This is a genomic window from Oleiagrimonas soli, assembly GCF_000761445.1.
Lineage (GTDB): Bacteria > Pseudomonadota > Gammaproteobacteria > Xanthomonadales > Rhodanobacteraceae > Oleiagrimonas > Oleiagrimonas soli.
Window position 1 is genome coordinate 146,920 of sequence record NZ_KN196470.1, and the last position, 22,453, is coordinate 169,372.

General features: G+C 67.7%; 16 protein-coding genes. 8 read left to right on the top strand and 8 right to left on the bottom strand.

Features of this window, described 5'->3' with window-relative positions; all coding sequences use genetic code 11:
• Window positions 1–14: 14 nt before the first annotated feature.
• The 5 genes from LF63_RS00725 (at window position 15) to LF63_RS00745 (ending at window position 5,102) form a co-directional block, all read left to right on the top strand.
• Complete coding sequence (locus LF63_RS00725) at window positions 15–2,057, top strand: M3 family metallopeptidase (RefSeq protein WP_043098949.1); 2,043 nt, start codon at window positions 15–17, stop codon at window positions 2,055–2,057.
• Window positions 2,058–2,093: 36 nt separating this feature from the next.
• Window positions 2,094–2,864 (top strand): exodeoxyribonuclease III, encoded by a 771-nt coding sequence (gene xth / locus LF63_RS00730; RefSeq protein ID WP_043098951.1) that lies wholly within the window; start codon window positions 2,094–2,096, stop codon window positions 2,862–2,864.
• Window positions 2,861–3,541, top strand: coding sequence for a YecA/YgfB family protein (locus LF63_RS00735; protein ID WP_043098952.1), 681 nt, complete (start codon window positions 2,861–2,863; stop codon window positions 3,539–3,541). The genes xth and LF63_RS00735 overlap by 4 nt, the downstream gene beginning before the upstream one ends.
• A 34-nt stretch (window positions 3,542–3,575) precedes the next feature.
• Entirely contained in the window at window positions 3,576–4,079 is a 504-nt protein-coding gene (locus LF63_RS00740; protein WP_152569195.1) for a hypothetical protein, read from the top strand.
• 189 nt (window positions 4,080–4,268) lie between these two features.
• Window positions 4,269–5,102: a pirin family protein gene (locus LF63_RS00745; protein ID WP_043098956.1), complete on the top strand. Its 834-nt coding sequence runs from the start codon at window positions 4,269–4,271 to the stop codon at window positions 5,100–5,102.
• An 80-nt stretch (window positions 5,103–5,182) separates the two neighbouring features.
• Here LF63_RS00745 and LF63_RS00750 read toward each other — a convergent pair whose 3' ends face one another.
• The 7 genes from LF63_RS00750 to LF63_RS00780 all read right to left on the bottom strand — a co-directional run bounded on the left by LF63_RS00750 (window position 5,183) and on the right by LF63_RS00780 (window position 17,143).
• Window positions 5,183–6,700 (bottom strand): tryptophan halogenase family protein, encoded by a 1,518-nt coding sequence (locus tag LF63_RS00750; RefSeq protein ID WP_043098958.1) that lies wholly within the window; start codon window positions 6,698–6,700, stop codon window positions 5,183–5,185.
• 16 nt (window positions 6,701–6,716) lie between these two features.
• Entirely contained in the window at window positions 6,717–7,724 is a 1,008-nt protein-coding gene (locus LF63_RS00755; protein WP_043098960.1) for a cupin-like domain-containing protein, read from the bottom strand.
• Window positions 7,717–8,409: a SapC family protein gene (locus LF63_RS00760; protein ID WP_043098962.1), complete on the bottom strand. Its 693-nt coding sequence runs from the start codon at window positions 8,407–8,409 to the stop codon at window positions 7,717–7,719. The genes LF63_RS00755 and LF63_RS00760 overlap by 8 nt, the downstream gene beginning before the upstream one ends.
• Before the next feature lie 3 nt (window positions 8,410–8,412).
• On the bottom strand, window positions 8,413–9,957 hold the full coding sequence (locus LF63_RS00765) for a tryptophan halogenase family protein (RefSeq protein ID WP_043098963.1): 1,545 nt from the start codon (window positions 9,955–9,957) through the stop codon (window positions 8,413–8,415).
• Window positions 9,958–10,077: 120 nt separating this feature from the next.
• Window positions 10,078–13,131, bottom strand: a complete 3,054-nt coding sequence (locus tag LF63_RS00770; protein WP_043098965.1) for a TonB-dependent receptor — start codon at window positions 13,129–13,131, stop codon at window positions 10,078–10,080.
• A 240-nt stretch (window positions 13,132–13,371) separates the two neighbouring features.
• Window positions 13,372–15,945 (bottom strand): glycoside hydrolase family 3 protein, encoded by a 2,574-nt coding sequence (locus LF63_RS00775; protein ID WP_081945020.1) that lies wholly within the window; start codon window positions 15,943–15,945, stop codon window positions 13,372–13,374.
• Window positions 15,946–16,138: 193 nt separating this feature from the next.
• Window positions 16,139–17,143, bottom strand: coding sequence for a LacI family DNA-binding transcriptional regulator (locus LF63_RS00780; RefSeq protein WP_043098969.1), 1,005 nt, complete (start codon window positions 17,141–17,143; stop codon window positions 16,139–16,141).
• A gap of 298 nt (window positions 17,144–17,441) precedes the next feature.
• Between LF63_RS00780 and LF63_RS00785 the strand changes: the two genes are divergently transcribed.
• The 3 genes from LF63_RS00785 to LF63_RS00795 all read left to right on the top strand — a co-directional run bounded on the left by LF63_RS00785 (window position 17,442) and on the right by LF63_RS00795 (window position 20,110).
• Window positions 17,442–18,125, top strand: a complete 684-nt coding sequence (locus LF63_RS00785; protein ID WP_043098971.1) for an HAD family hydrolase — start codon at window positions 17,442–17,444, stop codon at window positions 18,123–18,125.
• 148 nt (window positions 18,126–18,273) lie between these two features.
• Complete coding sequence (locus LF63_RS00790) at window positions 18,274–19,290, top strand: L,D-transpeptidase family protein (protein WP_043098972.1); 1,017 nt, start codon at window positions 18,274–18,276, stop codon at window positions 19,288–19,290.
• Window positions 19,291–19,408: 118 nt separating this feature from the next.
• Entirely contained in the window at window positions 19,409–20,110 is a 702-nt protein-coding gene (locus LF63_RS00795) for a murein L,D-transpeptidase catalytic domain family protein (RefSeq protein WP_425477057.1), read from the top strand.
• Between the two features lie 57 nt (window positions 20,111–20,167).
• Here the strand turns inward: LF63_RS00795 and LF63_RS00800 are convergent.
• Window positions 20,168–22,453 (bottom strand): DEAD/DEAH box helicase (locus LF63_RS00800; RefSeq protein WP_235205238.1); only part of this gene is annotated, 2,286 nt, incomplete at its 5' end.

A 22,453-nucleotide genomic window follows, 5' to 3' on the forward strand; every position in this document is an offset into this window, starting at 1 on the left:
GAGTGCCCGCGCGCATGACCACCGCCAACCCGCTGCTAGCCGACGCTGCCCTGCCCGCGTTCGACGCCATCCGCCCCGAACACGTGCTGCCTGCCGTGGAAGCGGTGCTGGCCGATTACCGCGGCGCGATCGCGGCGATGACGGCGGAGGGCGCGAGGCACGACTTCGCGCGCGTGATGCTGGCGCAGGAACGCCTGGAGCAGCGCCTGAACACGGTCTGGTCGCCGGTTTCGCATCTGCATTCCGTGGCCGACAGCAAGCCCCTGCGCGAGGCCTACGACGCGGCACTGGAGAAGATCACCGATTTCTCCGCCGAACTGGGCCAGAACCGCGCGCTGTACGCAGCGGTCAAGGCGGTGGCCGACGCCGAGGGCGACGCGCTACCGGCCGACCGACGCGCGCTGATCGAGCACTCGCTGCGCGACTTCAGGCTGTCCGGCGTGGCGCTGGAAGAACCGGCGCGCAGCCGCTACCGCGCCATCGCCAACGAGCTGTCCAAGCTGGGCACCGCCTTCGCCAACGCGGTGCTCGACGCCACCGACGCCTGGCAACATCACATCACCGACGAACGCGATCTGGCCGGCATCCCCGCATCCGGTCGCGCGGTGCTGCGCCAGTACGCGAAGGAGCAGGATCTGGACGGCTATCTGGTCACCCTCAAGCAGCCGGCGGTGCAGGCGGTGATGACCTACGCCGACGACCGCAAGCTGCGCGAGAAGGTCTACTGGGCCTATCAGACGCGCGCTTCCGACCAGGGACCGGACGCCGGCACCTACGACAACTCCGAACGCATCGAGCGGCTGCTCGCGCTGCGCCACGAAGCCGCGCAGCTGCTCGGTTTCGCCAACGCCGCCGAGGAATCGCTGGCGACCAAGATGGCCGAATCGACACAGACCGTGCTCGACTTCCTCGCCGACTTGGCCGCGCGCGCCAAGCCGGTCGCGCGCAAGGAGCTGGACACGCTGCGCGCCTTCGCCGCCGAGCATCTGGACCTGGCCAACCTGGAGCCGTGGGATACCGGCTATGCCGCCGAGAAGCTGCGCCAGCAGCGTTACGCGCTGGACGAAGAACAGATCAAGCCGTACTTCCCGCTGCCGTCGGTGATCGACGGCCTGTTCGCGGTCACGCAGCGACTCTACGGCATCGCGCTGAAGCCGCGCGAGGACGTCGCCACCTGGCATCCCGACGCGCGTTACTACGACGTGCTCGATGCCGACGGTCGCGTGTTCGCCGGCGTCTACATGGACCTGTACGCGCGCTCGGGCAAGCGCGGCGGCGCGTGGATGGACGTGTGCCGTTCGCGCTTCCGCGACGGTGAGACGCTGCAATTGCCGGTGGCCTACCTGACCTGCAACTTCGCGCCGCCGACCGAGGACGCGCCGGCGTTGCTGACGCACGACGACGTGCTGACCCTGTTCCACGAATTCGGCCACGGCCTGCATCACCTGCTGACCGAGGTCGACCTGCCGTCCATCGGCGGCATCGACGGCGTCGAGTGGGACGCCGTCGAACTGCCCAGCCAGTTCATGGAGAACTTCGCCTGGAACCGCGACGCGCTGGACCTGTTCGCCAGGCACTACCAGACCGGCGAGCGCCTGCCCGACGATCTGTTCCAGCGCATGCTCGACGCGCGTCACTTCCACGCCGGCCTGTTCCTGGTGCGGCAGCTGGAGTTCGGCCTCTTCGACTTCCACCTGCATCTGGACTACGACCCCGAGCGTGGCGCGCGCACGATGGCGGTGCTGGAGCAGGTGCGCCGGCAGGTCGCGGTGCTGCATCCGCCGGCGTGGCAGCGTTTTCCGCATGCCTTCACGCACATCTTCGCGGGCGGCTACGCGGCCGGCTACTACAGTTATCTGTGGGCCGAGGTGCTGTCGGCCGACGCCTTCGAGCGCTTCGAGCAGGCCGGCGTGATCGACCGCGAAACCGGCGAAGCCTTCCGTCGCGAGATTCTCTCGGTCGGTGCCACGCGGCCGGCGCTGGAAAGCTTCGTCGCCTTCCGCGGCCGCGCGCCGGAACCGGCCGCGCTGCTGCGCAGCTACGGTCTGGCGGCCTGAGACGCCTCGCGCGCAGCAAGGCCGTACAATGCACGTATGAAAATTGCTTCCTGGAACGTCAATTCGCTGAAGGTCCGGCTGCCGCATCTGCAGCAGTGGCTGGACGAGTCCAAGCCCGACGTCGTCGCGCTGCAGGAGACCAAGCTCACCGACGACAAGTTTCCCGTCGACGAGATCAAGGCGATGGGTTACGACGTCGCCTTCTCCGGACAGAAGACCTACAACGGCGTCGCCGTGCTGTCGCGCGAACCGCTGGTCGACGTCGTTACCGACCCGCCCAACCTCACCGACGAGCAGCGGCGCATTCTCGCGGTGACGGTCGGCGACGTGCGCGTGGTCAATCTGTACGTGGTCAACGGCAAGGCCGTGGGCGACGAGAAGTACGACTACAAGCTCGACTGGCTGGCGCGCATGCGCGATTTTCTGGAGAGCGAGATCGCCCGCCACCCGAAACTGGTGGTGCTGGGCGATTTCAACATCGCGCCGGACGACCGCGACGTGCACGATCCCGAAGCATGGCGCGACAAGATCCTGTGCTCGGTGCCCGAGCGCGACGCGCTGAAGGCGATCACCGATCTCGGCCTGACCGACAGTTTCCGTCTGTTCGAGGATGGCGACGGTCATTTCAGCTGGTGGGACTATCGCCAGGCCGGATTCCGGCGCAACATGGGGCTGCGCATCGATCTGATCCTGATCAGCGACGCGCTGAAGGCCGCCGCCCGGGCCGCCGCGATCGAGCGCACGCCGCGCACCTGGGAGCGTCCGTCCGATCACACGCCGGTGACGCTGGAGCTGGAGGACCGATGAGAAGCACATCCACCGACTGGCCGAGCTCGCTGACCCATACCGAGCTGGACGAGCTCGACGTCTTCCTGCGCAACACCGCCAACGAAGGCGATTTGCTGCTGGACGGCGTGCACGGTTTGCTCACCGCGCTGACCGTCGGCCCCGAACCGGCGCAGCCCGACGAATGGCTGCCCGAGGTGCTGCATGCGCCTTTCGCCGACCCGGCACAGGGCGAACGCGTGCTGGCGCTGCTGGCCAAGCTCAACGATTCCATCGGCGCCGAACTGGACGTGGACGCCTACGAGCCGATCCTCGGCGAGATGGACGACGTCGAAGGCCCGGCGCTGAGCGCGGCCGGCTGGTGCGAGGGCTTCAGCCGCGGCATCGACCTGCGCGCCGGTTTCTGGGAGCACCGCCTGGCCGAGGACGTCGAGCTGATCGAGCTGCTCGGCCCGATCATGGCACTGGCCGTCGACGAAGGCGTGCTGGCCAGCGACGCCGAATTCGAGAAGCTGTCGGACGAGGAATACGAGGCCTGCCTGGTGCGCCTGCCCGACGTGCTGCTCTCGGTGGCGCGCTACTGGCACGACAAGGCCCCCAGCGACGCCGAACGCCAGGCCGCGCACGAACGCCAGCCGGACGAAAGCCGCATCTCGGAGAAACCGCCGCGCCAGCGCGACGGGCATTCGCTGCACTAGAGATCAGTTGTTAGGCGCTATGGACGGTCGCCCATTGCAACGTTTCCACAGCAGTTTCGGATACTGCATCCGCTGGGGTGTGAAGCAGGGTTGCCTCATCGTCGTGCTGCTTGCGGTCGTGACATGGGTGATGCGCATGATGGGCGGAGAAAGCGTCTCTCTGTCGATGCACGACGTCTTGACGGGCGCTGCCGTTGCAGTGGCGTTTGGTGTGGTTCTGGGTTCGTTCGTGTTCCTGTTCGGGTGGATGGGACGCGTGACCGTCACCAGCGAGGGGATACAGGCGCCGCGTTACTCCGGATTCCACGACTTCGTTGCATGGTGGGACATTGGGCGCGTCGGGTCGGGGAATCTGAGTGGCTGGCCGTGCACGATCATTCAGCGCAAGTCGGGCAATGCCTCGGTGTACCTGATGGTTTCCGGCGATCGTCGCCGCGCACTCGCCGAGGCGATTGCTTCGGCGGCTCCGCCGAGCAACCCGCTTGCCGAGTACTTTCGGAAAAGTGCATCCAACGGATCTCCCGCGCATACGCGTTGAGGCGTGCCCCGGCCGGGACCGTGGGCATGCTGGCGGTCTCTCGGCAGCAGTGTTCGCGTAGCGACACAAAAAAAGATCAAACGAGACATTGAACTATTTTTGTGAACAATGAGTTCGGCCCCGAGCACTGGTTTCGGCGCACATTCGGGCGCATCTTGGACGGCAACAACGTTCCATCAGGAGCCCCTCATGATTCCCCGCACCATCAAGCAGCGCGTTCGCGGCCGGCCCACGTCCGACGGCGCCGGCGTCAAGCTCACCCGCGTCATCGGCCAGCCGACGCTGGAGATGCTCGATCCGTTCCTGCTGCTGGACGAATTCGGTTCCGACGCGGCCGACGACTACATCGCCGGTTTCCCGGAGCACCCGCATCGCGGTTTCGAGACCGTCACCTACATGCTCGACGGGCGCATGCGCCACGGCGACAACCAGGGCAACAGCGGCCTGCTCGAATCGGGCAGCGTGCAGTGGATGACGGCCGGGCGCGGCATCGTGCATTCGGAGATGCCCGAGCAGGAAGAAGGCCTGATGCGCGGCTTCCAGCTGTGGGTGAACCTGCCCGCCAAGGACAAGATGACCGCGCCGCGCTACCAGGACATCGCGCCGGAGAAGATCCCCGAGGTCGCGCCGGACGCAGGCGTGAAGGTGCGCGTGGTGGCCGGTCGCTTCGGCGAGGTCGACGGTCCGGTGAACGGCATCGCGACCCAGCCGCTGTACCTGGACATCGCGCTCGAAGCGGGCACGTCGCTGACTGTGCCGGTGCCGGCCGGGCATAACGCGTTTGCCTACGTGTTCGAGGGTAGCGGCGTGCAGGTGGCCGACGAGCGTCTGGACCGCAGCGAGCTGGCAGTGCTCAACGACGGCGACGCGGTCGTGCTGAACGCCGGCGACGAGGCGGCCCGCGTGCTGCTGGTGGCCGGCAAGCCGTTGCGCGAGCCGGTCGCGCGCTACGGTCCGTTCGTGATGAACACCAAGCAGCAGATCATCGACGCCGTCGAGGACTTCCGCAACGGCAAGTTTTGAGCCGATCCGCGTGCGCTCCCAGCTAGCCGGCATGTCGCAAGGCATGCCGGCTTTTTCGTGCGGCGCGTGAAGGCTTCGCTTCAGTCGCTGGCAACCCGCTGCATCGCGCAATAGCTGCGGATGTAGTCCATGTGCGTGGGCAGCCGCTGCACGGTGTGCTCGACATGGCGGCGGATGCCTTCGAGGAAATGCTGCAGTTCCTCGTCGCCCATCATGTCCGGCGCCGGGTGGCGCTGGCGCGGCACGATGCCCTGGCCCAGCATGACCTGGATCCACGAGTTCTCCGCGAACAGTTCGTTGGGCACGCGGAACACGCGGCCGGTTTCGGCGAACAGCTCGATGCGGTGGCGCAGCGTGTCGGGGATGTCCATGGCTGCACAGTCGCGCCAGAACGGCGTGTCGCGGCGGTCGGTGACCTTGTAGTGCAGGATCACGAAGTCGCGGATGTGGGTGATCTCGTTCGCGACCTGCTGGTTGTACTCGTCGATGTCGACTTGCTCGATCACGTGCGGGAACGACTGCAGCAGACGCGTGATGCCACGCTGGATCAGGTGGATGTTGGTCGATTCCAGCGGTTCCAGGAATCCGCTCGACAGACCCAGCGCGACGCAGTTGCGCTCCCAGGCCCGGGCGCGTTGGCCGGGCTTGAAGCGGATCAGTCGCGGCTCGGTGCGCGGTGCGCCTTCGATGCTGCCCATCAGGGTGTCGTGCGCGGTGGCTTCGTCGGTATAGCGGCTGGCGAAGACGATGCCGTTGCCGCAGCGGTGCTGCAGCGGGATGCGCCACTGCCAGCCGGCGTCGCCGGCGATCGAGCGCGTGTACGGAATGGCGTCGCGCACCGATTCGGTCTGCACCGCCAGCGCGCTGTCGGCGAACAGCCAGTGCGACCAGTCCTCGTAGGGCACGCCCAGCGCCTGCCCGATCAGCAGGGCGCGGAAGCCGGTGCAGTCGATGAACAGGTCGCCCTCGATCAGGCGGCCGTCCTCCATCGCCAGCGCGGCGATGTCGCCGTTGTCGGCCATGCGCACTTCGGCGATGCGGCCTTCTTCGCGCTGGACGCCGAACTCCTCGCTGAAGCGGCGCAGGAACTGCGCGTATTGCGTGGCGTCGAGATGGAAGGCGTAGTTGATGCCGTTGTCGGGCAGGTGCGCGAACTTGCGTTCCTGCGCGGCGCGCAGCTCCATGCAGTAGTCGCCGTAGTCGCGCGCCAGGCCGCGCTCACGACCCTTCAGCCAGAAATGCTGGAAGCCGGCGGTCCAGTGGTCCTTGCCGGTCAGGCCGAAGGAGTGGATGTAGTCCTTGCCGACGTCGCGCCAGTTCTCGAAGGCGATGCCGAGCTTGATGGTGGCGTGGGTGGCGGCCATGAAGGCCTGCTCGTTGATGTTGAGCAGGCGGTGGAAGGTGACCAGGGTCGGGATGGTCGCCTCGCCGACGCCGACGGTGCCGATGGCGTCGGATTCGACCAGGGTGATGTCGAGCACCTTGCCCAGCGTGCGCGACAGCGCCGCCGCGGCCATCCAACCGGCGGTGCCGCCGCCGGCGATGACCACGCGGCGGACGGGCTTGCGGGCGGCGGTGGCATCGGACGCGTGATTCATCGCAAGGGACTCCGGATCAGCGATTCAGTCGCTGCAGCAGGCGTGCGCGCAGTTCGCGCGCGACGTTCTCGTCGATCGGCGCCAGCACGCGGCGCGCGGGTTCGGGAATGTGTTCGGCGGTGGCATCGTCCGGCTCGAACACATAGTGGCGGAAGGTTTCCTGCCAGATGCGGCGCTGTTCGGGCGGCAGGTCGCGGATGGTCATCAGCGCCAGCATCAGCGTGTTCATCGGCGTGTCCATGTACGCCGGCACGCTGCGCCACCAGAAGTTGATCAGCACGTTGAAGGCGTCCAGCGCTTCGATGTGGTGCCACCACATGCTGGGAATCAGCAGGGCGTCGCCGGCCTCCAGTTCCGCCACCTGCGCGTGCGCCAGCGCTTCCTCGAAGCGCGGGAAGCGGTCGAGGTCGGGATGGTGGAAATCGACCAGGCTGATCGCCTGGCCTGCCGGATTGAAGTCCAGCGGGCCGATGTAGAGATTGCGCAACTGGTCGGGCGGGAACAGCGTAAAGCGGCGACGGCCGGCGACCACGCAGGCCAGGTTGTCGGGCAGGTCCTGATGCGCGGCGATGCGCGAGCGGTTGCCGATCCAGATGCTGGCCAGCTTCTGTTCCAGCCGGTCCAGGTCGATCGGATTGTCTTCGCGCAGGCCCGGCAGGTAGGTGTCGAGCGTGGTCGAGCCGACGTAGATGGCGGGCGGGTCCGGTTGTTCGGCGGTGTCCAGCAACTTGCCCAGTACCGCGGCCAGCGGCGCCTGCTGGCGCTGGAAATTGAAGCCGCTGAGATCGTCGTTGTAGAAGAAGCGCCCGCCGCTCTCGGGCGGCGCCACCAACGCCATCACGGGCGCGTTGCGGTCGAAGCGGCGCAGGTAGTCCACGGCGTCCGCGGCCGAGCGCCGCGCGGCGTGCACCATGGGCCAGTCGGCCACTAGTCCGCGCAGCAGCAGCGGTTTCGTGCTGCCGAGGACTTCGTCCGGCAGCGCGAGCGGGTCCAGACCGTGGCGTTCCTCGACCGGATCATGCATGGCGGCGTCGTTCGATCAGGTCGCGGAAGCGGGCGGTCGAGGCCAGCACCATGTAGGTCGGTTCGAGGTGGTCGGCGGCGGCCAGTTCGCCCAGCGCCGCGCCGTCGAGTGCGGCGAGGCGTTCCTCGTGGATGGTGTAGTAGCCGGCCAGGCGGCCGTGGTTGTCGGCGTCGGTCTGCACGTCGAGCACGAACGATTCCAGCAGTTCGTATTTCTGCAGCGCGGCGATGTAGGCCGGCGTGGCTTGCAGGCCTTCGTGCAGGGCCAGCAGCATCGCGCTGATGCGGTCGAGGAATTCGGTGGTGCCGCCGTGTTCGAGGAACAGCGGCTGGCCACTGCCGGCGGTCACGCGCGGGTGGTCGAGATCGATGTGCACCATCGGTTCGCCGTCGGACATGCCGATCAGGAACGGCTGACGCTCGACCGACAGCGGCACGTAGTAGGCGTCCCAGGCGTCGCCCTGCAGGAACAGGTTCTGCTCGGCTTCCAGTCCGAACAACGCCACGGGCTGGAAATCGCCGTGGGCGTCTTTCTGGAACACGATCGGGTAGTGCGCCTGCACGTTGCGGAATTCGCCGGGGTAGGTCAGCGCGGCCATGATGTTGTCGCCGTACTGCGCGCCGCGCGCGGTCTCGACCTTCAGGTCGCGGTGGTCGATGTTGTTGAGCAGGACGTGCTGGGTCATGGATCAGATCTTCGGCAGGCCGTGGGCGTGAACGTGGTCGATGAGTTCGCGATGGGTGGGCAGCGCCGGCAACATGCGGCGGGCGAGGTCGGCGGCTTCGCGGAAATGCGTCGCCGCGCGGCGAACGTGGTCGGAGGCACGGCCGGCGCGCAACTGCGGTCGGAAACCCATGCCGTACAGAATGTAATGGTAGCTGGCCGAGGGGAACACTTCCTCGACCCGCACCAGGTCGTGGCGCGAAGGTGGCTGGGTGCGCCATAGCTGCAGCAGATCGCGCAGCGAGTCGGGCAGCGTGTCGTCGTTGCGGTGACGTCGCCAGTAGTCCGAGTCGTCGCGTTGCGACAGCGCGTAGTGCAGCTTGAGGAAATCGATCACGCGCTGCCAGCGGTAGGCAAACGCGTCGTTGAAGCGGCGCGCGATCAGGTCCATGTCGGCGCGGGTGGCCGGCAGCTGGTCCGCGAGTGCCGTGGCGGCCAGTTCGACCAGCGCCAGCGACGAGGCTTCCAGCGGTTCGACGAAGCCGGCGGCCATGCCGACGGCGACGCAGTTGCGATGCCACGACACGCGCCGGTAGCCGGGCGCGAAGGCGATGCGCGCGGGCGTCGGCAGCTGCGCCGCGGACGGCCCGCCGGAAGCTTCGATGTAGTCGAACAGGGCGGCTTCGGCCGCGTCGTCGTCGCTGTGCTCGCTGGCGTAGACCAAGCCCACGCCGCGACGTGCGGACAGGCCGATGTCCCAGGTCCAGCCGTGGCGCTGGGCGGTGGATATCGTCTGGCAGGCGATCGGCGCGTCGGCCGAGGCGTAGGGCACCTGCACGGCGATGGCGCGGTCGTTGAACAGCACGTCGCGCACGCCGATCGATTCGATGCCGTAGTGCTGACCCAGCAGCAGCGCGCGGCCGCCGCTGCAGTCGATGAACAGGTCACCTTCCAGCGCGCCGTGGTCGCGCGTCTGCAGCGAGGCGATGTCGCCGTTGTCGGCGGCGTTCACCGCCAGCACGTGATCGGCGAGATGGCGCACGCCGAGCCGTTCGGTGCAATGCGTGCGCAGGAAGATGCCGAATTTGCCGGCGTCCAGGTGATAGGCGTAGTTCGCCACCGCCGCGTATTCGGGCGTGGCGAATTGCTTAGGCGCCTTGCCGGCCGCGCACAGGTGCGGCTGGAAGCTGACCAGGTCGGCGTAGGGCGCGTCGCTCTGCAGCCAGCCGGCGACCAGATTGGCGTCGAGGAAGCCCTGCGGCAGCACGAACGGATGCAGGTAGGCGTCGTCATCGCCGCCGTCGACCCAGCCGATGAACCGGGAACCCTGTTTGAAGGTGGCGTCGCAGGCGCGGATGAAGTCGGTCTCGGTCACGCCGATGCGGCGCAGGGTGTCGCGCATGGTGGGCCAGGTGCCTTCGCCGACGCCGACCGTGGGCACGTCCGGCGACTCGATGACGGTGATGGCGACGGCACCCGTCGCGCCGTGTTCGGCGGCGAGCACGGCGGCGGTGAGCCAGCCGGCCGAACCGCCGCCCACCACGACGATCCGCGTGATCGCCTCACTCATCCAGGGTTTCCTGCGACATCATCATGGCGTACCTCACGAAACAAGCGGGCCGCCTGAATGCTGCGGCCCGCGGAACAACGTGCCCACCGGCAGCATAGGCTGTCGGTGGGCGGTCGTGCATCAGAACTTGTAGCGCGCGCCCACCATGTAGCGCGGCCCGGTCTGCGTAGCGTATTCCAGCTGGTGGATGTTGCGGCTGTATTGGCGCTGGACACGGTTGGTGACGTTGATGCCTTCCAGCGACAGCGAGAACCGGTCGGTCACGTTGTACGTGGCGCTGATGTCCCACTGGCCGTACGGAGCGGTGTAGATCGGGTTCGGGCCCGCGCCGTCGAACACGCTGTTGAGGAACTTGTCGCGCCAGTTGTACGCGATGCGCGCCTGCCACGGACCCTTCTCGTAGAAGCCGACGAAGTTGGCCGAGTTGCTCAGGCCCACCAGCGCGAACTGCTGACCGATGATGTAGTTGTCATAGGTCAGGCCCGAGTTGACGATGGTGTAGTTCGCGGCGACGCCGAAGCCGGTCTTGCCGAGCATCTGCTGCACCGTGAATTCCCAGCCATCCAGCGAGGCCGATTTCTGGTTGGCCGGCGTGGTGACGCGGAAGTCCGCGATCGGATCACCCGGCTGGCCGACGATGGTGCCCGTCAGGTTGCCGGTGGTATCCGTACCTGTCACCGTGACGCCCGGGGAGCCGGCGAAGTTGGTGAAGATGTAGTTGCGGATGCACTGCAGATCCGTCGAGGCGCAGCCGCCGCTGAGCGCGGCGTTCCAGTAGTCGCCACCGACCGGCGTGTGCAGGTTGAACGGCTGCTGGGTCACCTGAGTGGTGCCGATGTAGTTGTCGATGTTCTTGCGGAAGTACGCGACGGAGAAGTAGCTGTTGTCACCGTAGTACCACGCATAGGACAGGTCGATGTTGTGCGACAGCAGCGGTTTCAGGCCGGGATTGCCCGAGGAGCCGGTGCCGCCGTTGACGCGCACCAGGGTATCCAGCGTCTGTCCGCCCTGGATGTCGCCCCAGCCCGGACGGCCGATGGTTTCGCCGTAGGCCAAGCGCAGCTTCATGCTGTCGGTGAGGTCGAAGCTGAGATCGATGTCGGGCAGGAAGTACCTGTACGAACCGCTCTGGCGCGTGAAGCCCGAGCCGCTCTGCAGCAGGCTGAACTCGTTGACCGAGCCCCACGAGATGCCGGTCGGCGTCGGCACCAGGGCCGCGGAGTCGACGTCGGTCTTCTCGTAGCGCACGCCGACGGCCAGATGGATCGGAATGGCCGTGTCCCAGCTCTGGCTCCACTGCAGGTACGCGCTGCGGGTCTTCTCGTGCACGCGACGGTCGGTGGTGTAGATCGGCGACGCCTGATAGTCCTTCGGGTCGTTGCCGGCCCGGGCCCAGGCATCGGCCGCCAGCTGCCGCACCTGGTTGAAGTCCCAGGTGAAGAAGGCGTCGGTGAAGTTCGGGTCGTTGTGGCGGCTGAACTGGTCGAAGTACTGGCCCATGTGGTCCAGATGCCAGACCGAGTCGGGATAATCGGCCGCGCTGGTAGCGCCGCCCCAGGTGTCCAGCTGCACGTTGGAGAACGCCGAGCGATCGTGCATGTCGGTCTGGTCGATGCCGAAGTCCAGGCGCGAGTAGTCGGGGAAGGTGAAGTCGCCGGACAACTGGATCTGGTCGATCTTCATCTTCTGGTAACTGTTGCGGAACGACGAGCCGGTGACCAGCATCTGCGACGGGTCGATCTGCGTCATGCCGGCCGGCAGCTGCACGTTCAGCACCGGGAAGCTGCCGCTGTAGTCGGCCGTGGTGGTGCCGCGGAAGAAGCCGGCGGTACCCAGCACGTTGTTGGAGCCGTACGGGCTGTCCGGTTCGGCCACCGCCGTGGAGTGGTGCATGTCCAGACCGAGATTCAGATTGTCGGTCACCTTCCACGCCGCGTTGAAGCCCAGCGACTTGTTCTGGTTCTTGGTGGCGCTTTCGCCGCCGCCCATGGCCAGATCGCTGGTGGCCGGGTTGATGATTTCCGAATACACCAGCGGCGCGGCGACCGGACCGTCGGTCCAGGAGCTGGCCGAGGGGCCGTAGTTGAACCACACCGACATCTCGTTGCGCTGCTGCTGCACCTTCTGCTCGGAATAGGTGTAGTCCAGCGTGGTGACCAGGTTGTCGGTCGGCTTGTACTGGAAGACCACCTGTCCATTGGTGCGTTTGCGGCGCACGCCGCTGACGCTGTAGTTCAGGTTCTGCGGCACCGAGTAGACGTCGTTCGGACCGGGACGGTTGGTGATGTTTTCCGAACCCGGCTGACCCGGCTGCGGGATCGTGCCCCAGTTGTTCTCGTCGCCGTGGAAGGTGCGCCAGCCGCTGTCGGTCTTGACCTGGCTGAAGCCGTAGTCGCGAACCTGGTAGCTGCCGCTGACGCCCACGCCGAAGCGGCCGTCGGCCGAGGTGGTGCTGAAGATGCCGGAGACTTCCGGCGTCAGGTTGTTGCCCTGCTTCAGGTTGCCGGGCACGTTGCCGTTGGAGGTATCCCACACGCCCTTCACGCCGAAGCTGCCGTGCGTGCCGGGATGGTCGAACGGACGCGCCGTCTTGATGTTGATGGTCGCGCCGATGCCGCCCGTCGGGGTGTCCGCGTGGCTGGTCTTGTAGACGTCGATCTCCGAGATCGCCTCGGCGGCGAGGTTGGAGAAGTCGAACGCGCGCGAATTGGAGGCGCTGGTGTCGTTGATGTCCGCCGTCGGCATCTGGCGACCGTTCAGCAGCACCAGGTTGAAGTCCGGACCGACGCCGCGCACGGTGACCTTGGAACCCTCGCCGTTGACGCGGTCGATGGACACGCCGGACACGCGCTGCAGCGCTTCGGCCAGGTTGGTGTCGGGGAACTTGCCGATGTCCTCGGCGACGATGCCGTCGACGATGCCGTCGGAATAGCGCTTGAGGTTCATCGACGACTGCAGCGACGCCGAGATGCTGCCCTGCACGACCACGGCCTGCAGCTTGGTCGGATCGTTCTTCGCCTTAGCCTTGGCCTTGGCGGCGATGGACGACGAGTCCTGCGTGTTGTTGCTGTCGTTCGCGGTCTGCGTCGATTGCGCCGAGACCGTGCCGGCCAGGGCCATCAGCACGGCCGAAACCAGCAGACGACGATGCGGCAGATGCTTGTACGGCTTCATGCGTGGCCTCCCCGCGCATGCCGCCGCACGGTCTGGCCGTCCGGAGCGGGTGCGCTGTGCACCGTGGATCGGTGGATCTTGCTCATGGTTCCCCTCCTTCGATCTTTCGATCTTCTGTGGCGCGCCCCGTGCTTTTTGTGAGTGGATCGGTGGGCGCTTGTCGGTTTGATGCGTGCTGCGGTTTGCGGTGTATTCCCCGGGATGCGGTTCGCGGCGTGGATGCGGTGCGGCGCCGTCGCGTCAGTGCGCGGCGGGACAGGCGAGCACGTTGTCCGCATGTGAGTTCAGTTCGATCTTCGAGAGCGTCAGGTCCAGCGGCGCATCGCTGGTGAGCACGAACGGCGCGGCCACCGAGCCCATGTGCGCGCCGGCTTCGCGGAAACACTTCAGCGGCAGCGCGACGGTCATCCAGTGCTTGGGCGGTAACTTCGCCAGCGCGGCGCGGAACGGCACGCGCACGGTGGCGCCGTCGGCCTGGGTGACGCCGAGCGTGATCGTGCCGGCGGCGGGGACGGCATCCGCGCGCAGGGTCATGACCAGCATCACGTCGCCGCTGGTCTGGCGTTCCAGGTCGACCGGCGTCTGCGTGGTCAGCGCCAGCGTGCCGCCGGGCTTCTTCCACACCACGCGGCGCGCGTCTTCCTGTGCCTTGAAGTCGACGCCGGTGACGCGCACCGCGCCGTCGCCGCTCTGCGACGGCACGCTGGTCACGGCCTGGGGCACGCCGGCCTGCGTGGTCAGCATGAGGCGGAACTTGCCGATCGCCTTGCCGTGATCGAGGTACAGCCCGGTCGGGTACTGCTGGCCGACCAGGCCGGACTTCTCCGGCAGCGGACCGGCGTTGTCGCGGTCTTCGTAGGTCAGGCCGAAGCCGAACGGATACTGCGGATCGTCCGCCGTCTGCGCCACCTGCACCGCGGTGCGCGGCCAGGCGAACGACAGCTTGCCGTGGAAGTCGTACTGCACCGCGCCGTCGGGTTTGCGCAGCAACACGTCGGCCACGCCGCCGCCTTCCGAACCCGGCAGCCAGGCCATGACGAAGGCGTTGGACGCGTTGATTTCGCGGTTCACCCACAGTGGGCGACCGGCCAGGAACACGGCCACGACCGGGATACCCTCGCCGCGCAGCTTCTTGATCAGGTCCAGATCGCGGCCGCGGTTGTCGTCGAAAGCGAAGTTCTTGCGGTCGCCCTGGAACTCGGCGTACGGGTTCTCGCCGAACACCACGATGGCGACGTCGGGCTTGGTCTTGTACGCGCCTTCGATCGCCAGTTCGGCATGGCCGCCGGCGGCGGTGATCTGCTGCTTCAGGCCGGACCAGATCGACTGTGCGTTGGGGAAGTCGGCCGGCGTCACGCCGGTGCCCTGCCAGGTGATGGTCCAGCCGCCGGACTGCTTGGACACGTCGTTGGCGCCGTCGCCCGCGACCAGTACGCGCTGATGCGGGTTCAGCGGCAGGATGCCCCCCTTGTTCTTCAGCAACACCAGCGACTCGCGCACGGCGCGGCGCGCCAGCGCGCGATGGGCCGGCGAGCCGATCACCGACAGCGGCGTCTTGCCGGCGTCGGCCGCCTGGCGGTCGAACGCGCCGGCGCGCAGCTTCACCCGCAGCACGCGAGCCACGGCGTCGTCCAGACGCGCCGTTGAAATCTGGCCGTCCTGCACCTGCTTGAGCGTGTTGGCGAACAGCGCGCGCCAGTCCTCCGGCGTCATCAGCACGTCGACGCCGGCGTTGATCGCTTTCGGACAGCTGGCGTTGGTGCAGCCTTCGAGCTGGCCGTGCGCGTTCCAGTCGCCGACCACCAGACCGTCGAAGCCCATGCGCTTTTTCAGCACTTCGGTCAGCAGGCCGTAGTTGCCGTGCATCTTTTCGCCGTTCCAGCTGGAGAACGAGGCCATCACGGTCTGCACGCCGGCGCCGATGGTCGACACGTAGCCGGCGCCGTGCACGTCGCGCAGCACCTGTTCGCTGACTTCGGTATCGCCCTGATCCTTGCCGTCGTGGGTGCCGCCGTCGCCGAGGAAGTGCTTGGCCGTGGCGATCACGTGATGTGCGCCCAGGAAGTCCTTGCTGCCCGGATCGCCCTGCAGGCCGCGCACTTCGGCGGCGCCCAGCTCGGCGACCACGGACGGATTCTGCGAAAAGCCTTCGTAGGTGCGGCCCCAGCGGTCGTTCTGCGGCACCGCCAGCGTCGGCGCGAAGGTCCAGTCGATGTCGACGGCGCGGGTCTCGGCGGCGGTGGCTGCGCCGATGGCCTTGACCAGCGCCGGGTCGCGGGTCGCGCCCAGCGCGCTGTTCTGTGGGAACAGCGTGGCGCCGACCAGGTTGTTGTTGCCGTGCACGGCGTCGATGCCGAACAGCACCGGGATGGCCGGATGCGCCGAGCTGCCATTCTTCATCGCCGCGCGGTGGAAGGCGTCGACCAGCTTGCGCCACTTCGCCGGCGAGGCGAACTCGTCGCCGTAGGCGCCGCTGTTGCCGCCGGCCAGGACCGAGCCGATCGGGTAGGTCGCCAGGTCCTCGGGTTTGATGGTGGTGATGTCGGCCATGACCAGTTGACCGACCTTCTGCCGCAGCGTCATGTGCGCCATCACATCGCGGATGCGTTGCTCCAGCGCCGGATCGGGTGGCAGCGCAGGCGTGACCTGCGGCCAGATCTGCGGGTGCACCGTGGTGGAAGCGGCGGCTGGCTGGGCGTCCTTGGCCGACGCGACGCCGACCAGCGAAAACAGCACGCAGGCGAACGCCAGACGCACGGAGGCACGAAAACAAGCACTGCTGGAACGCACGAGAATCCCCGATTTTTGGTCCATTTCGGGGCGCTTGTCACCGGATGCCCCTCCCCACGCGCGCAGCCTCCTCCCCGAGGTCTGCGGATGCGTGGGGCCGATGTTTACTCCCGTATGACAGCGCTGTCAAACCTGAATGACAGAAGTTACATCTGCCGTTACATCCGCTTTCACGATCAGTTACAGACTTTTCGCGACTGAGTGAGTCGCCCGGGACTCAGCGCGGCGGCGCCGTGGAAGCGCGCAGTTTCAACGCGTACGGCACTTGCACCATGTGTCCGCCGCTGCGGCCGCGCAGCACATCGAGCAGCTGCTGGCAGGCGATGCGGCCCATGTCGCGGGCGGGCTGGTGCACGGTGGTCAGGGTCGGCCAGACCTGGCGCGAAATCGGCACGTCGTCGAAGCCGCACACGGACAGATCGTGCGGAATCGACAGGCCGTGCTCGTTGGCGGCCCACAGCACGCCCGAGGCCATGTCGTCGTTGCCGGCGAAGATCGCGGTCGGCGGCCTGTCCAGCGCGAACAGCTGGCGCGCGGCCTGCACGCCGGAGTCGAACGAGAAATCGCCCTGCACCACCAGCGCCGGTTCGATGGCGATGCCCGCATCCGCGAGCGCCTGCCGGTAACCGGCCAGACGCCATGCGCCGGCGCCGTGCACGGTATGGCCGATGGCGTGGGCGATGCGGCGGTGGCCGAGTTGGATCAGATGCCGAACGATTTCGCGCGCGGCCTCCTGCTCGTCCATGTACACGCCGATGGTGTCGGCACGCTGCTTGGGCGACACGCTGGCGTAGATCACGCCGCGTTCGTGCAGCCGCTGCAACAGTTCGGGGTGATCGCTGACCGGTGGCGTCAGCACCAGGCCGTCGGGACGGTGTGCCGAGATCAGGGTGTCCACGCGCTCGACGAAGTCCGGCGCCTCGGCATCGAGCGGACGCACCAGCATGCTGTAGTGGCGCTGATCGCAGGCTTCGAGCACGCCGTCCTGGACCTCGGTCAGGTAGCTCGACGACGGATTGTCGTAGAGCGTGGCGACCATGTACGAGTGATTGCTGGCCAGGCTGCGGGCGGACAGATGCGGGCGGTAGTTGAGTTCGGCCACGACGGCCCGCACGCGTTCGCGTGTGGATTCGCGGACGTTGGCTTCGTCGTTGAGCACGCGCGAGACGGTCTTGGGAGAAACACCCGCAGCGCGTGCGACGTCTTCGAGACGTACCCGCATGTGTGGCTTTCCAGACGTGGCCGGTCAGGCCGCAGGCGGCACTATGCGTTCAAACTTTCGCCAGCACAAGGCGAACGGGTCGAACGGGTGCGAACTGCGGCGATCGGCCGCGTATGGCGATCAATGTCGTCTACAGGCCGCGAAATGGCGTAAATGTCGCCGATTGTGCCGCGAGCGTCCGCCTTCGCACGAGACAATGCCGGCACGTGAATCGCGGCGGTGGACGCCGCGTCACGCCATTGCGCTTTCATCCTGCTGCGCGATCATGGAGTCCCCCGGAATGTTTTGGAGAAACCGCATGCCCCGCCCCGACACCGCCTTCCTGTTCGACCTCGACGGCACCCTGGTCGACAGCGTCTACCAGCACGTTCTGGCGTGGAAGCAGGCGCTGGACCGCGAGGGGATCGAGCTGTCGGTGTGGCGCATCCATCGCAAGATCGGCATGAGCGGCGGCCTGTTCACCAACATCCTGCTGCGCGAGACCGGCGTCGATATCACTGAGGAGCGCGTCGAGCGACTGCGTCGCTTTCACGCCGAGGCCTACCAGCGCCAGGCCGGCGAAGGCGCGATCCGACCGCTGCCGGGCGCGCGCGAGCTGCTGGCCTATCTCACCGAGCAGCAGCTGCCGTGGGCGGTTGCCACCAGCGGCCGCATGGAGACCGCCGCGCACAACCTGCAGGCGCTGGGCGTCGATCCCGAGCGCGTGCCGGTGGTGACGCGCGATCAGGTGCGCTTCGCCAAGCCCGACCCGGACCTGTTCCTGGCCGCCGCCGAGCGCCTCGGCGTGGACATCCACGACGCCCTGATCATCGGCGACAGCATCTGGGACATGCTCGCCGCCAAGCGCGCGCGTGGCCTCGGCGTCGGCCTGCTGTCCGGCGGCTACGGCGCCGAGGAACTGCAGAGCGCGGGCGCGTTCCGCGTGTACGAGGACCCGGCGGACCTGCTGCTGCACATCGACGAGGTGGCGGCGCGGCGTTGATGCGCGGCGTCAGGGACTGTGGCCCCCGTCGGAAGGCGGTGGAGCCTTGGGTCCGAAGGCATGCCGGTGCGACGTGCGGCGAGACGCCGGATCGGCATGCGCGTAGTCTGGACGCATGAAGGCAGCATGGCTCCACGCGAAAAGAGCGATGACGGCGTCGGCCGACGCGGTTCGCGCCATTGGGGCGGCCGCGATCCTCGGCGTCATGCTGGCGCTGGCCGCGCCCGCCGCGTCTTCCGCGACGCAACAAGCCGCGTCCGGCTACTTCTGGCATCCCGAGCTGGCGCCCGCGGGACCGCTGGTGATCGTGATCAGCCTCGACGAGCAGCAGCTCTATGCGTACCGCAACGGCGTGGCCATCGGCGTCAGCTCGATCAGCTCCGGAAAGCCCGGCTACGAAACGCCGACGGGCGTGTACACGATTCTCCAGAAGAAGCGCGAGCACTACTCGAACCTCTACGACGACGCGCCGATGCCGTACATGCAGCGCCTGACCTGGGATGGCGTGGCGTTGCACGCGGGCGCACTGCCAGGGCGCGCCGCATCGCACGGCTGCGTCCGCTTGCCGCCGGCCTTCGCCAGTCGTCTGTACGGCGCCACGCGCCGCGGCGATGTGGTGGTGGTGGCCGATGCGCGCGTGGCACCGGCCACGGTCGTGCATCCTTCCGCCGTGGCGCCGATCGATCTGGCCGGGCAGCCCGTCCTGCTGCTCGGAGATTCCAGCAACGCGTTTCCGATGCAGGACGCCGACGACACGGACGCGCCCGTGAGCATCGTCGTCAGCACTGCCGACGGCATCGCCTATGTCCTGCGCAACGGCCGGCTGGTCGCGCATGCCCCGGTAACTTTGGCTTCGGACGCGCCGGTGCGCGGCATGCTGCTCTACGTCATGGGCGCCGCTTCCGACGACGTTGCGAAGACCCCAGCGGAGCATCGCTGGACCGGTTACCGCATTCTCGGCGCCGGGCCGGTGCCCGATCCCGAGCGGATGGCGCGGCAGATCCGGCTGCCGCAAGCGTTCGGCCGCGGGTTGCGCGCCATGCTCCGTCCGGGCGCGACAGTCCTCGTGACCGATCTGCCGGGATACGGTCGGGCGCCGGACCCGCACTATGGCGCGTTGCTGCAATCCGGGTCCGTCGACACCGATCACCGCCCGGCGCATTGAGCCGACGCCACGCCGGATTCACAGCGTCTCAGGCTGCTCGGAGACGGATCTGGGTAACATATAAGCCATAAGCACGTTCACCTTGTCGCGCCCCAGCATGCATATTCTCCGTCCGCGCCTGTCGTGGTTCCGCCTTGTCGTGTTGCTCGTACTGACGGGCACGGGCGCGTTCGCGCAGGCGTCCGATCGCGGATCGGACCGTGCGCTCGCCGTGGATCTGGCGCGTGCCGCCCCACAGGCCAACCCGCGGGTCATCGCCCTGGCCACGCGCGCGCTCAAATGCGTGAGCCGGCACCGCACGGTGCGCACGCTGAGCGTGATCGACTATTCCCTGCCCTCGACCACGCCCCGGTTGTGGGTGTTCGATCTGCCGCACCGCACGGTGCTGTTCCATGTGCTGGTGGCGCATGGCCGCAACACCGGAGGGCAGTACGCCAGGCACTTCTCCAACCGCGAAGGCAGCCTGATGTCGAGTCTGGGCACCTTCGTCACCGACGGCACCTACGTCGGCCACAACGGCTATTCGCTGCGCCTGAAGGGCCTGGATGGCCGCTTCAACGATCAGGCCGAAAAGCGCGCCATCGTGATCCACGGCGCGAGCTACGTCAGCCGTCAGTTCGCCGAGGCGCAGGGCCGACTCGGCCGCAGCTGGGGTTGCCCGGCTGTGCGCAAGTCCGTCGCCAAGCCGTTGATCGACGCCATTCGCAAGCAGTCGGTGGTGTTCGCCTACTATCCCGACAAGGACTGGCTGCAGGATGCGCCGACGCTGGCGGATTGCCCGGATGCATCGACGGGCGCGTCGTCGGCCCTCGCGCCCTGAGCGCGGCTTGGCGACAGCGTCGCCGAACATGAAGTCCGCCTCCGGCCGTGTCTGCGATCAGCCGTCGCCGGCCAGCAAGGCGTCGAGGTCGTCCTGATCGAACTTCAGGCGGTCGCGGCTGCCGCCGCCTTCGAGCACGGCGGCGGCCAGCTCGGCCTTGCGCACCTTCATGGTTTCGATGCGTTCCTCGACCGTGCCGGTGGTGATGAGCTTGTAGACGAACACCGGCTTGTCCTGGCCGATGCGGTGCGCGCGGTCGGCGGCCTGGGCCTCGGCGGCGGGATTCCACCACGGGTCGTAGTGGATCACGGTATCGGCGGCGGTGAGGTTGAGGCCGACGCCGCCGGCCTTGAGGCTGAGCAGGAACAGCGGCGCCTCGCCTTCCTGGAAACGGCGCACGGGTTCGGCGCGGTCGCGGGTCTCGCCAGTGAGGGTGACGTAGCGGATGCGCTTGCGGTCGAGTTCGCGGCCGATCAGCTTCAGCATCTCGGTGAACTGGCTGAACAGCAGCACCTTGCGGCCTTCGGCGATCAACGCCGGCAGCATGTCCAGCAGCAGGTCCATCTTGGCCGATTCGCGCACGCCGCGCGCGGCTTCGAGCTTGACCAGGCGCGGGTCGCAGCAGGCCTGGCGCAGCTTCAGCAGCGCGTCGAGCACGATGATGCCGCTGTGCTCGATGCCGCGCTGGGCGATGACTTCGCGCAGCTCGTCGGCCAGCGACAGACGCAGACTTTCGTACAGTTCGCGCTGCTTGCCGTCGAGCACCACGCGGCGGGTGATTTCGGTCTTGGCCGGCAGTTCGGAGGCGACTTCGGCCTTGGTGCGGCGCAGGATGAACGGCGCGATGCGCTGGTTGAGGCGCTGCTGGCAGGCCTGATCGTTCTGCTTCTCGATCGGGCCGCGATAGTGACGGCGGAACGCGCGCTCGTCGCCGAGCAGGCCGGGCACGGCCAGATCGACCTGCGACCACAATTCGCCGAGGTGGTTTTCCAGCGGCGTGCCGGTCAGGCACAGCAGTCGGCCGGTCTGTAGCTTCAGCAGCGCGCGGCGCGCCTGGGTGCGCGGGTTCTTGACTTGCTGTGCCTCGTCCAGCACCACCAGCTCGAAGCGCTGTTTCTTCAGTGTGTCGAGGTCGCGCGGCAGCAGGGCGTAGCTGGTCAGCACGATGTCGTGTTCGCCGATGCGCGCGAAGTCGTCGCTGCGCTGCGGGCCATGCAGGGTCAGCACCTTGAGCGCGGGCACGAAGCGCGCTGCCTCGGCTTGCCAGTTCGGGATCAGGCTGGTCGGCAGCACGATCAGCGCCGGATGCTTGAGGCGGTCGGCTTCCTTCAGGGTCTGCAGGTGCGCGAGCAGCTGCAGGGTCTTGCCCAGGCCCATGTCGTCGGCGAGCACGCCGCCGACGCCGGCTTCGTCCAGCGCGTTCAGCCAGCGCAGACCTTCGCGCTGGTAGTCGCGCAGCGTGGCCTGGATGCCTTCGGGCACGGTGTCGGTGGCGCGCTCGGCGGCTTCGCGCAGGCGGCTGGTGAAGCCGCGCAGCGCGCGTGGCGCGTCCAGCTTGCCGTCGGGCGGCAGTGCCCGCGCCAGTTCCTCGAGGCGACCGGCCTGCACTTTCGGCAGGCGCAGGCGGGTGCGCGGCTTCTCCAGGTATTCGGCCAATGGCGCCAGCATCGCGCGCAGCTCGCGCAGGCGCACGGGCACGCGTTTGCGGTCGTCGACCGGCGCGTACCAGACCGCGTCCTCGGCCTCGTTGGTGGCCGGCGTCAGGCTGATCTGCTGTTCGCCCAGCGCCTGCGCCACCACCGGCAGCAGGTTGACGCGCTGGCCGTCGACCTCGATGCCGATCTCCAGCTCGAAGCGGTCGTCATCGCGGCCGGTGCTGGCCTCGCCGTACCAGTGCACCGGACCTTCCAGCACCTCGAACGGGAAGCTGGCGTCGTAGTCGAGCAGGAAGCCGTCGTCCTCGAGCTTGCCGCGCAGCGCCATCCAGCGTGCGGGCGTGTTCACTTCCAGTGCGCCGGTGTGGCCGGTGCCGGGGAACAGCCAGGCGTCGTCGGGCAGGGTGTCGGCCAAGTCCCATGGCAGGCCTTCGGTGTCGACGGCGGGGGTCAGGCCGGCGTTTTCCAGACGTTCCATCGCGGCCAGTTCGTCGGCGCGCTGGCGGGTGAATTCGATCAGCTTGCCGTCGCGCACGCGGCGCACGTGCGGTTCGCCGCCGCGGCTGGGTAGGCGCTCGCCGCCGTAGTCGAAGGCCAGTCGCGCGTAGGCCAGTGGCGGCGTGCCGGCGGCCAGTCGCGCGTGGCGCGTCAGCGCGCGCAGCGTCAGCACGGGTTCCGGCGCGAGGCT

Coding starts and splice junctions, on each gene's coding strand:
- xth (WP_043098951.1), top strand. CDS start 2,094: ATGAAAATTGCTTCCTGGAACGTCAATTCGCTGAAGGTCCGGCTGCCG.
- LF63_RS00780 (WP_043098969.1), bottom strand. CDS start 17,143: ATGCGGGTACGTCTCGAAGACGTCGCACGCGCTGCGGGTGTTTCTCCC.
- LF63_RS00790 (WP_043098972.1), top strand. CDS start 18,274: ATGACGGCGTCGGCCGACGCGGTTCGCGCCATTGGGGCGGCCGCGATC.
- LF63_RS00760 (WP_043098962.1), bottom strand. CDS start 8,409: ATGACCCAGCACGTCCTGCTCAACAACATCGACCACCGCGACCTGAAG.
- LF63_RS00775 (WP_081945020.1), bottom strand. CDS start 15,945: ATGGACCAAAAATCGGGGATTCTCGTGCGTTCCAGCAGTGCTTGTTTT.
- LF63_RS00770 (WP_043098965.1), bottom strand. CDS start 13,131: ATGAAGCCGTACAAGCATCTGCCGCATCGTCGTCTGCTGGTTTCGGCC.
- LF63_RS00750 (WP_043098958.1), bottom strand. CDS start 6,700: ATGAATCACGCGTCCGATGCCACCGCCGCCCGCAAGCCCGTCCGCCGC.
- LF63_RS00785 (WP_043098971.1), top strand. CDS start 17,442: ATGCCCCGCCCCGACACCGCCTTCCTGTTCGACCTCGACGGCACCCTG.
- LF63_RS00725 (WP_043098949.1), top strand. CDS start 15: ATGACCACCGCCAACCCGCTGCTAGCCGACGCTGCCCTGCCCGCGTTC.
- LF63_RS00765 (WP_043098963.1), bottom strand. CDS start 9,957: ATGAGTGAGGCGATCACGCGGATCGTCGTGGTGGGCGGCGGTTCGGCC.
- LF63_RS00745 (WP_043098956.1), top strand. CDS start 4,269: ATGATTCCCCGCACCATCAAGCAGCGCGTTCGCGGCCGGCCCACGTCC.
- LF63_RS00755 (WP_043098960.1), bottom strand. CDS start 7,724: ATGCATGATCCGGTCGAGGAACGCCACGGTCTGGACCCGCTCGCGCTG.
- LF63_RS00735 (WP_043098952.1), top strand. CDS start 2,861: ATGAGAAGCACATCCACCGACTGGCCGAGCTCGCTGACCCATACCGAG.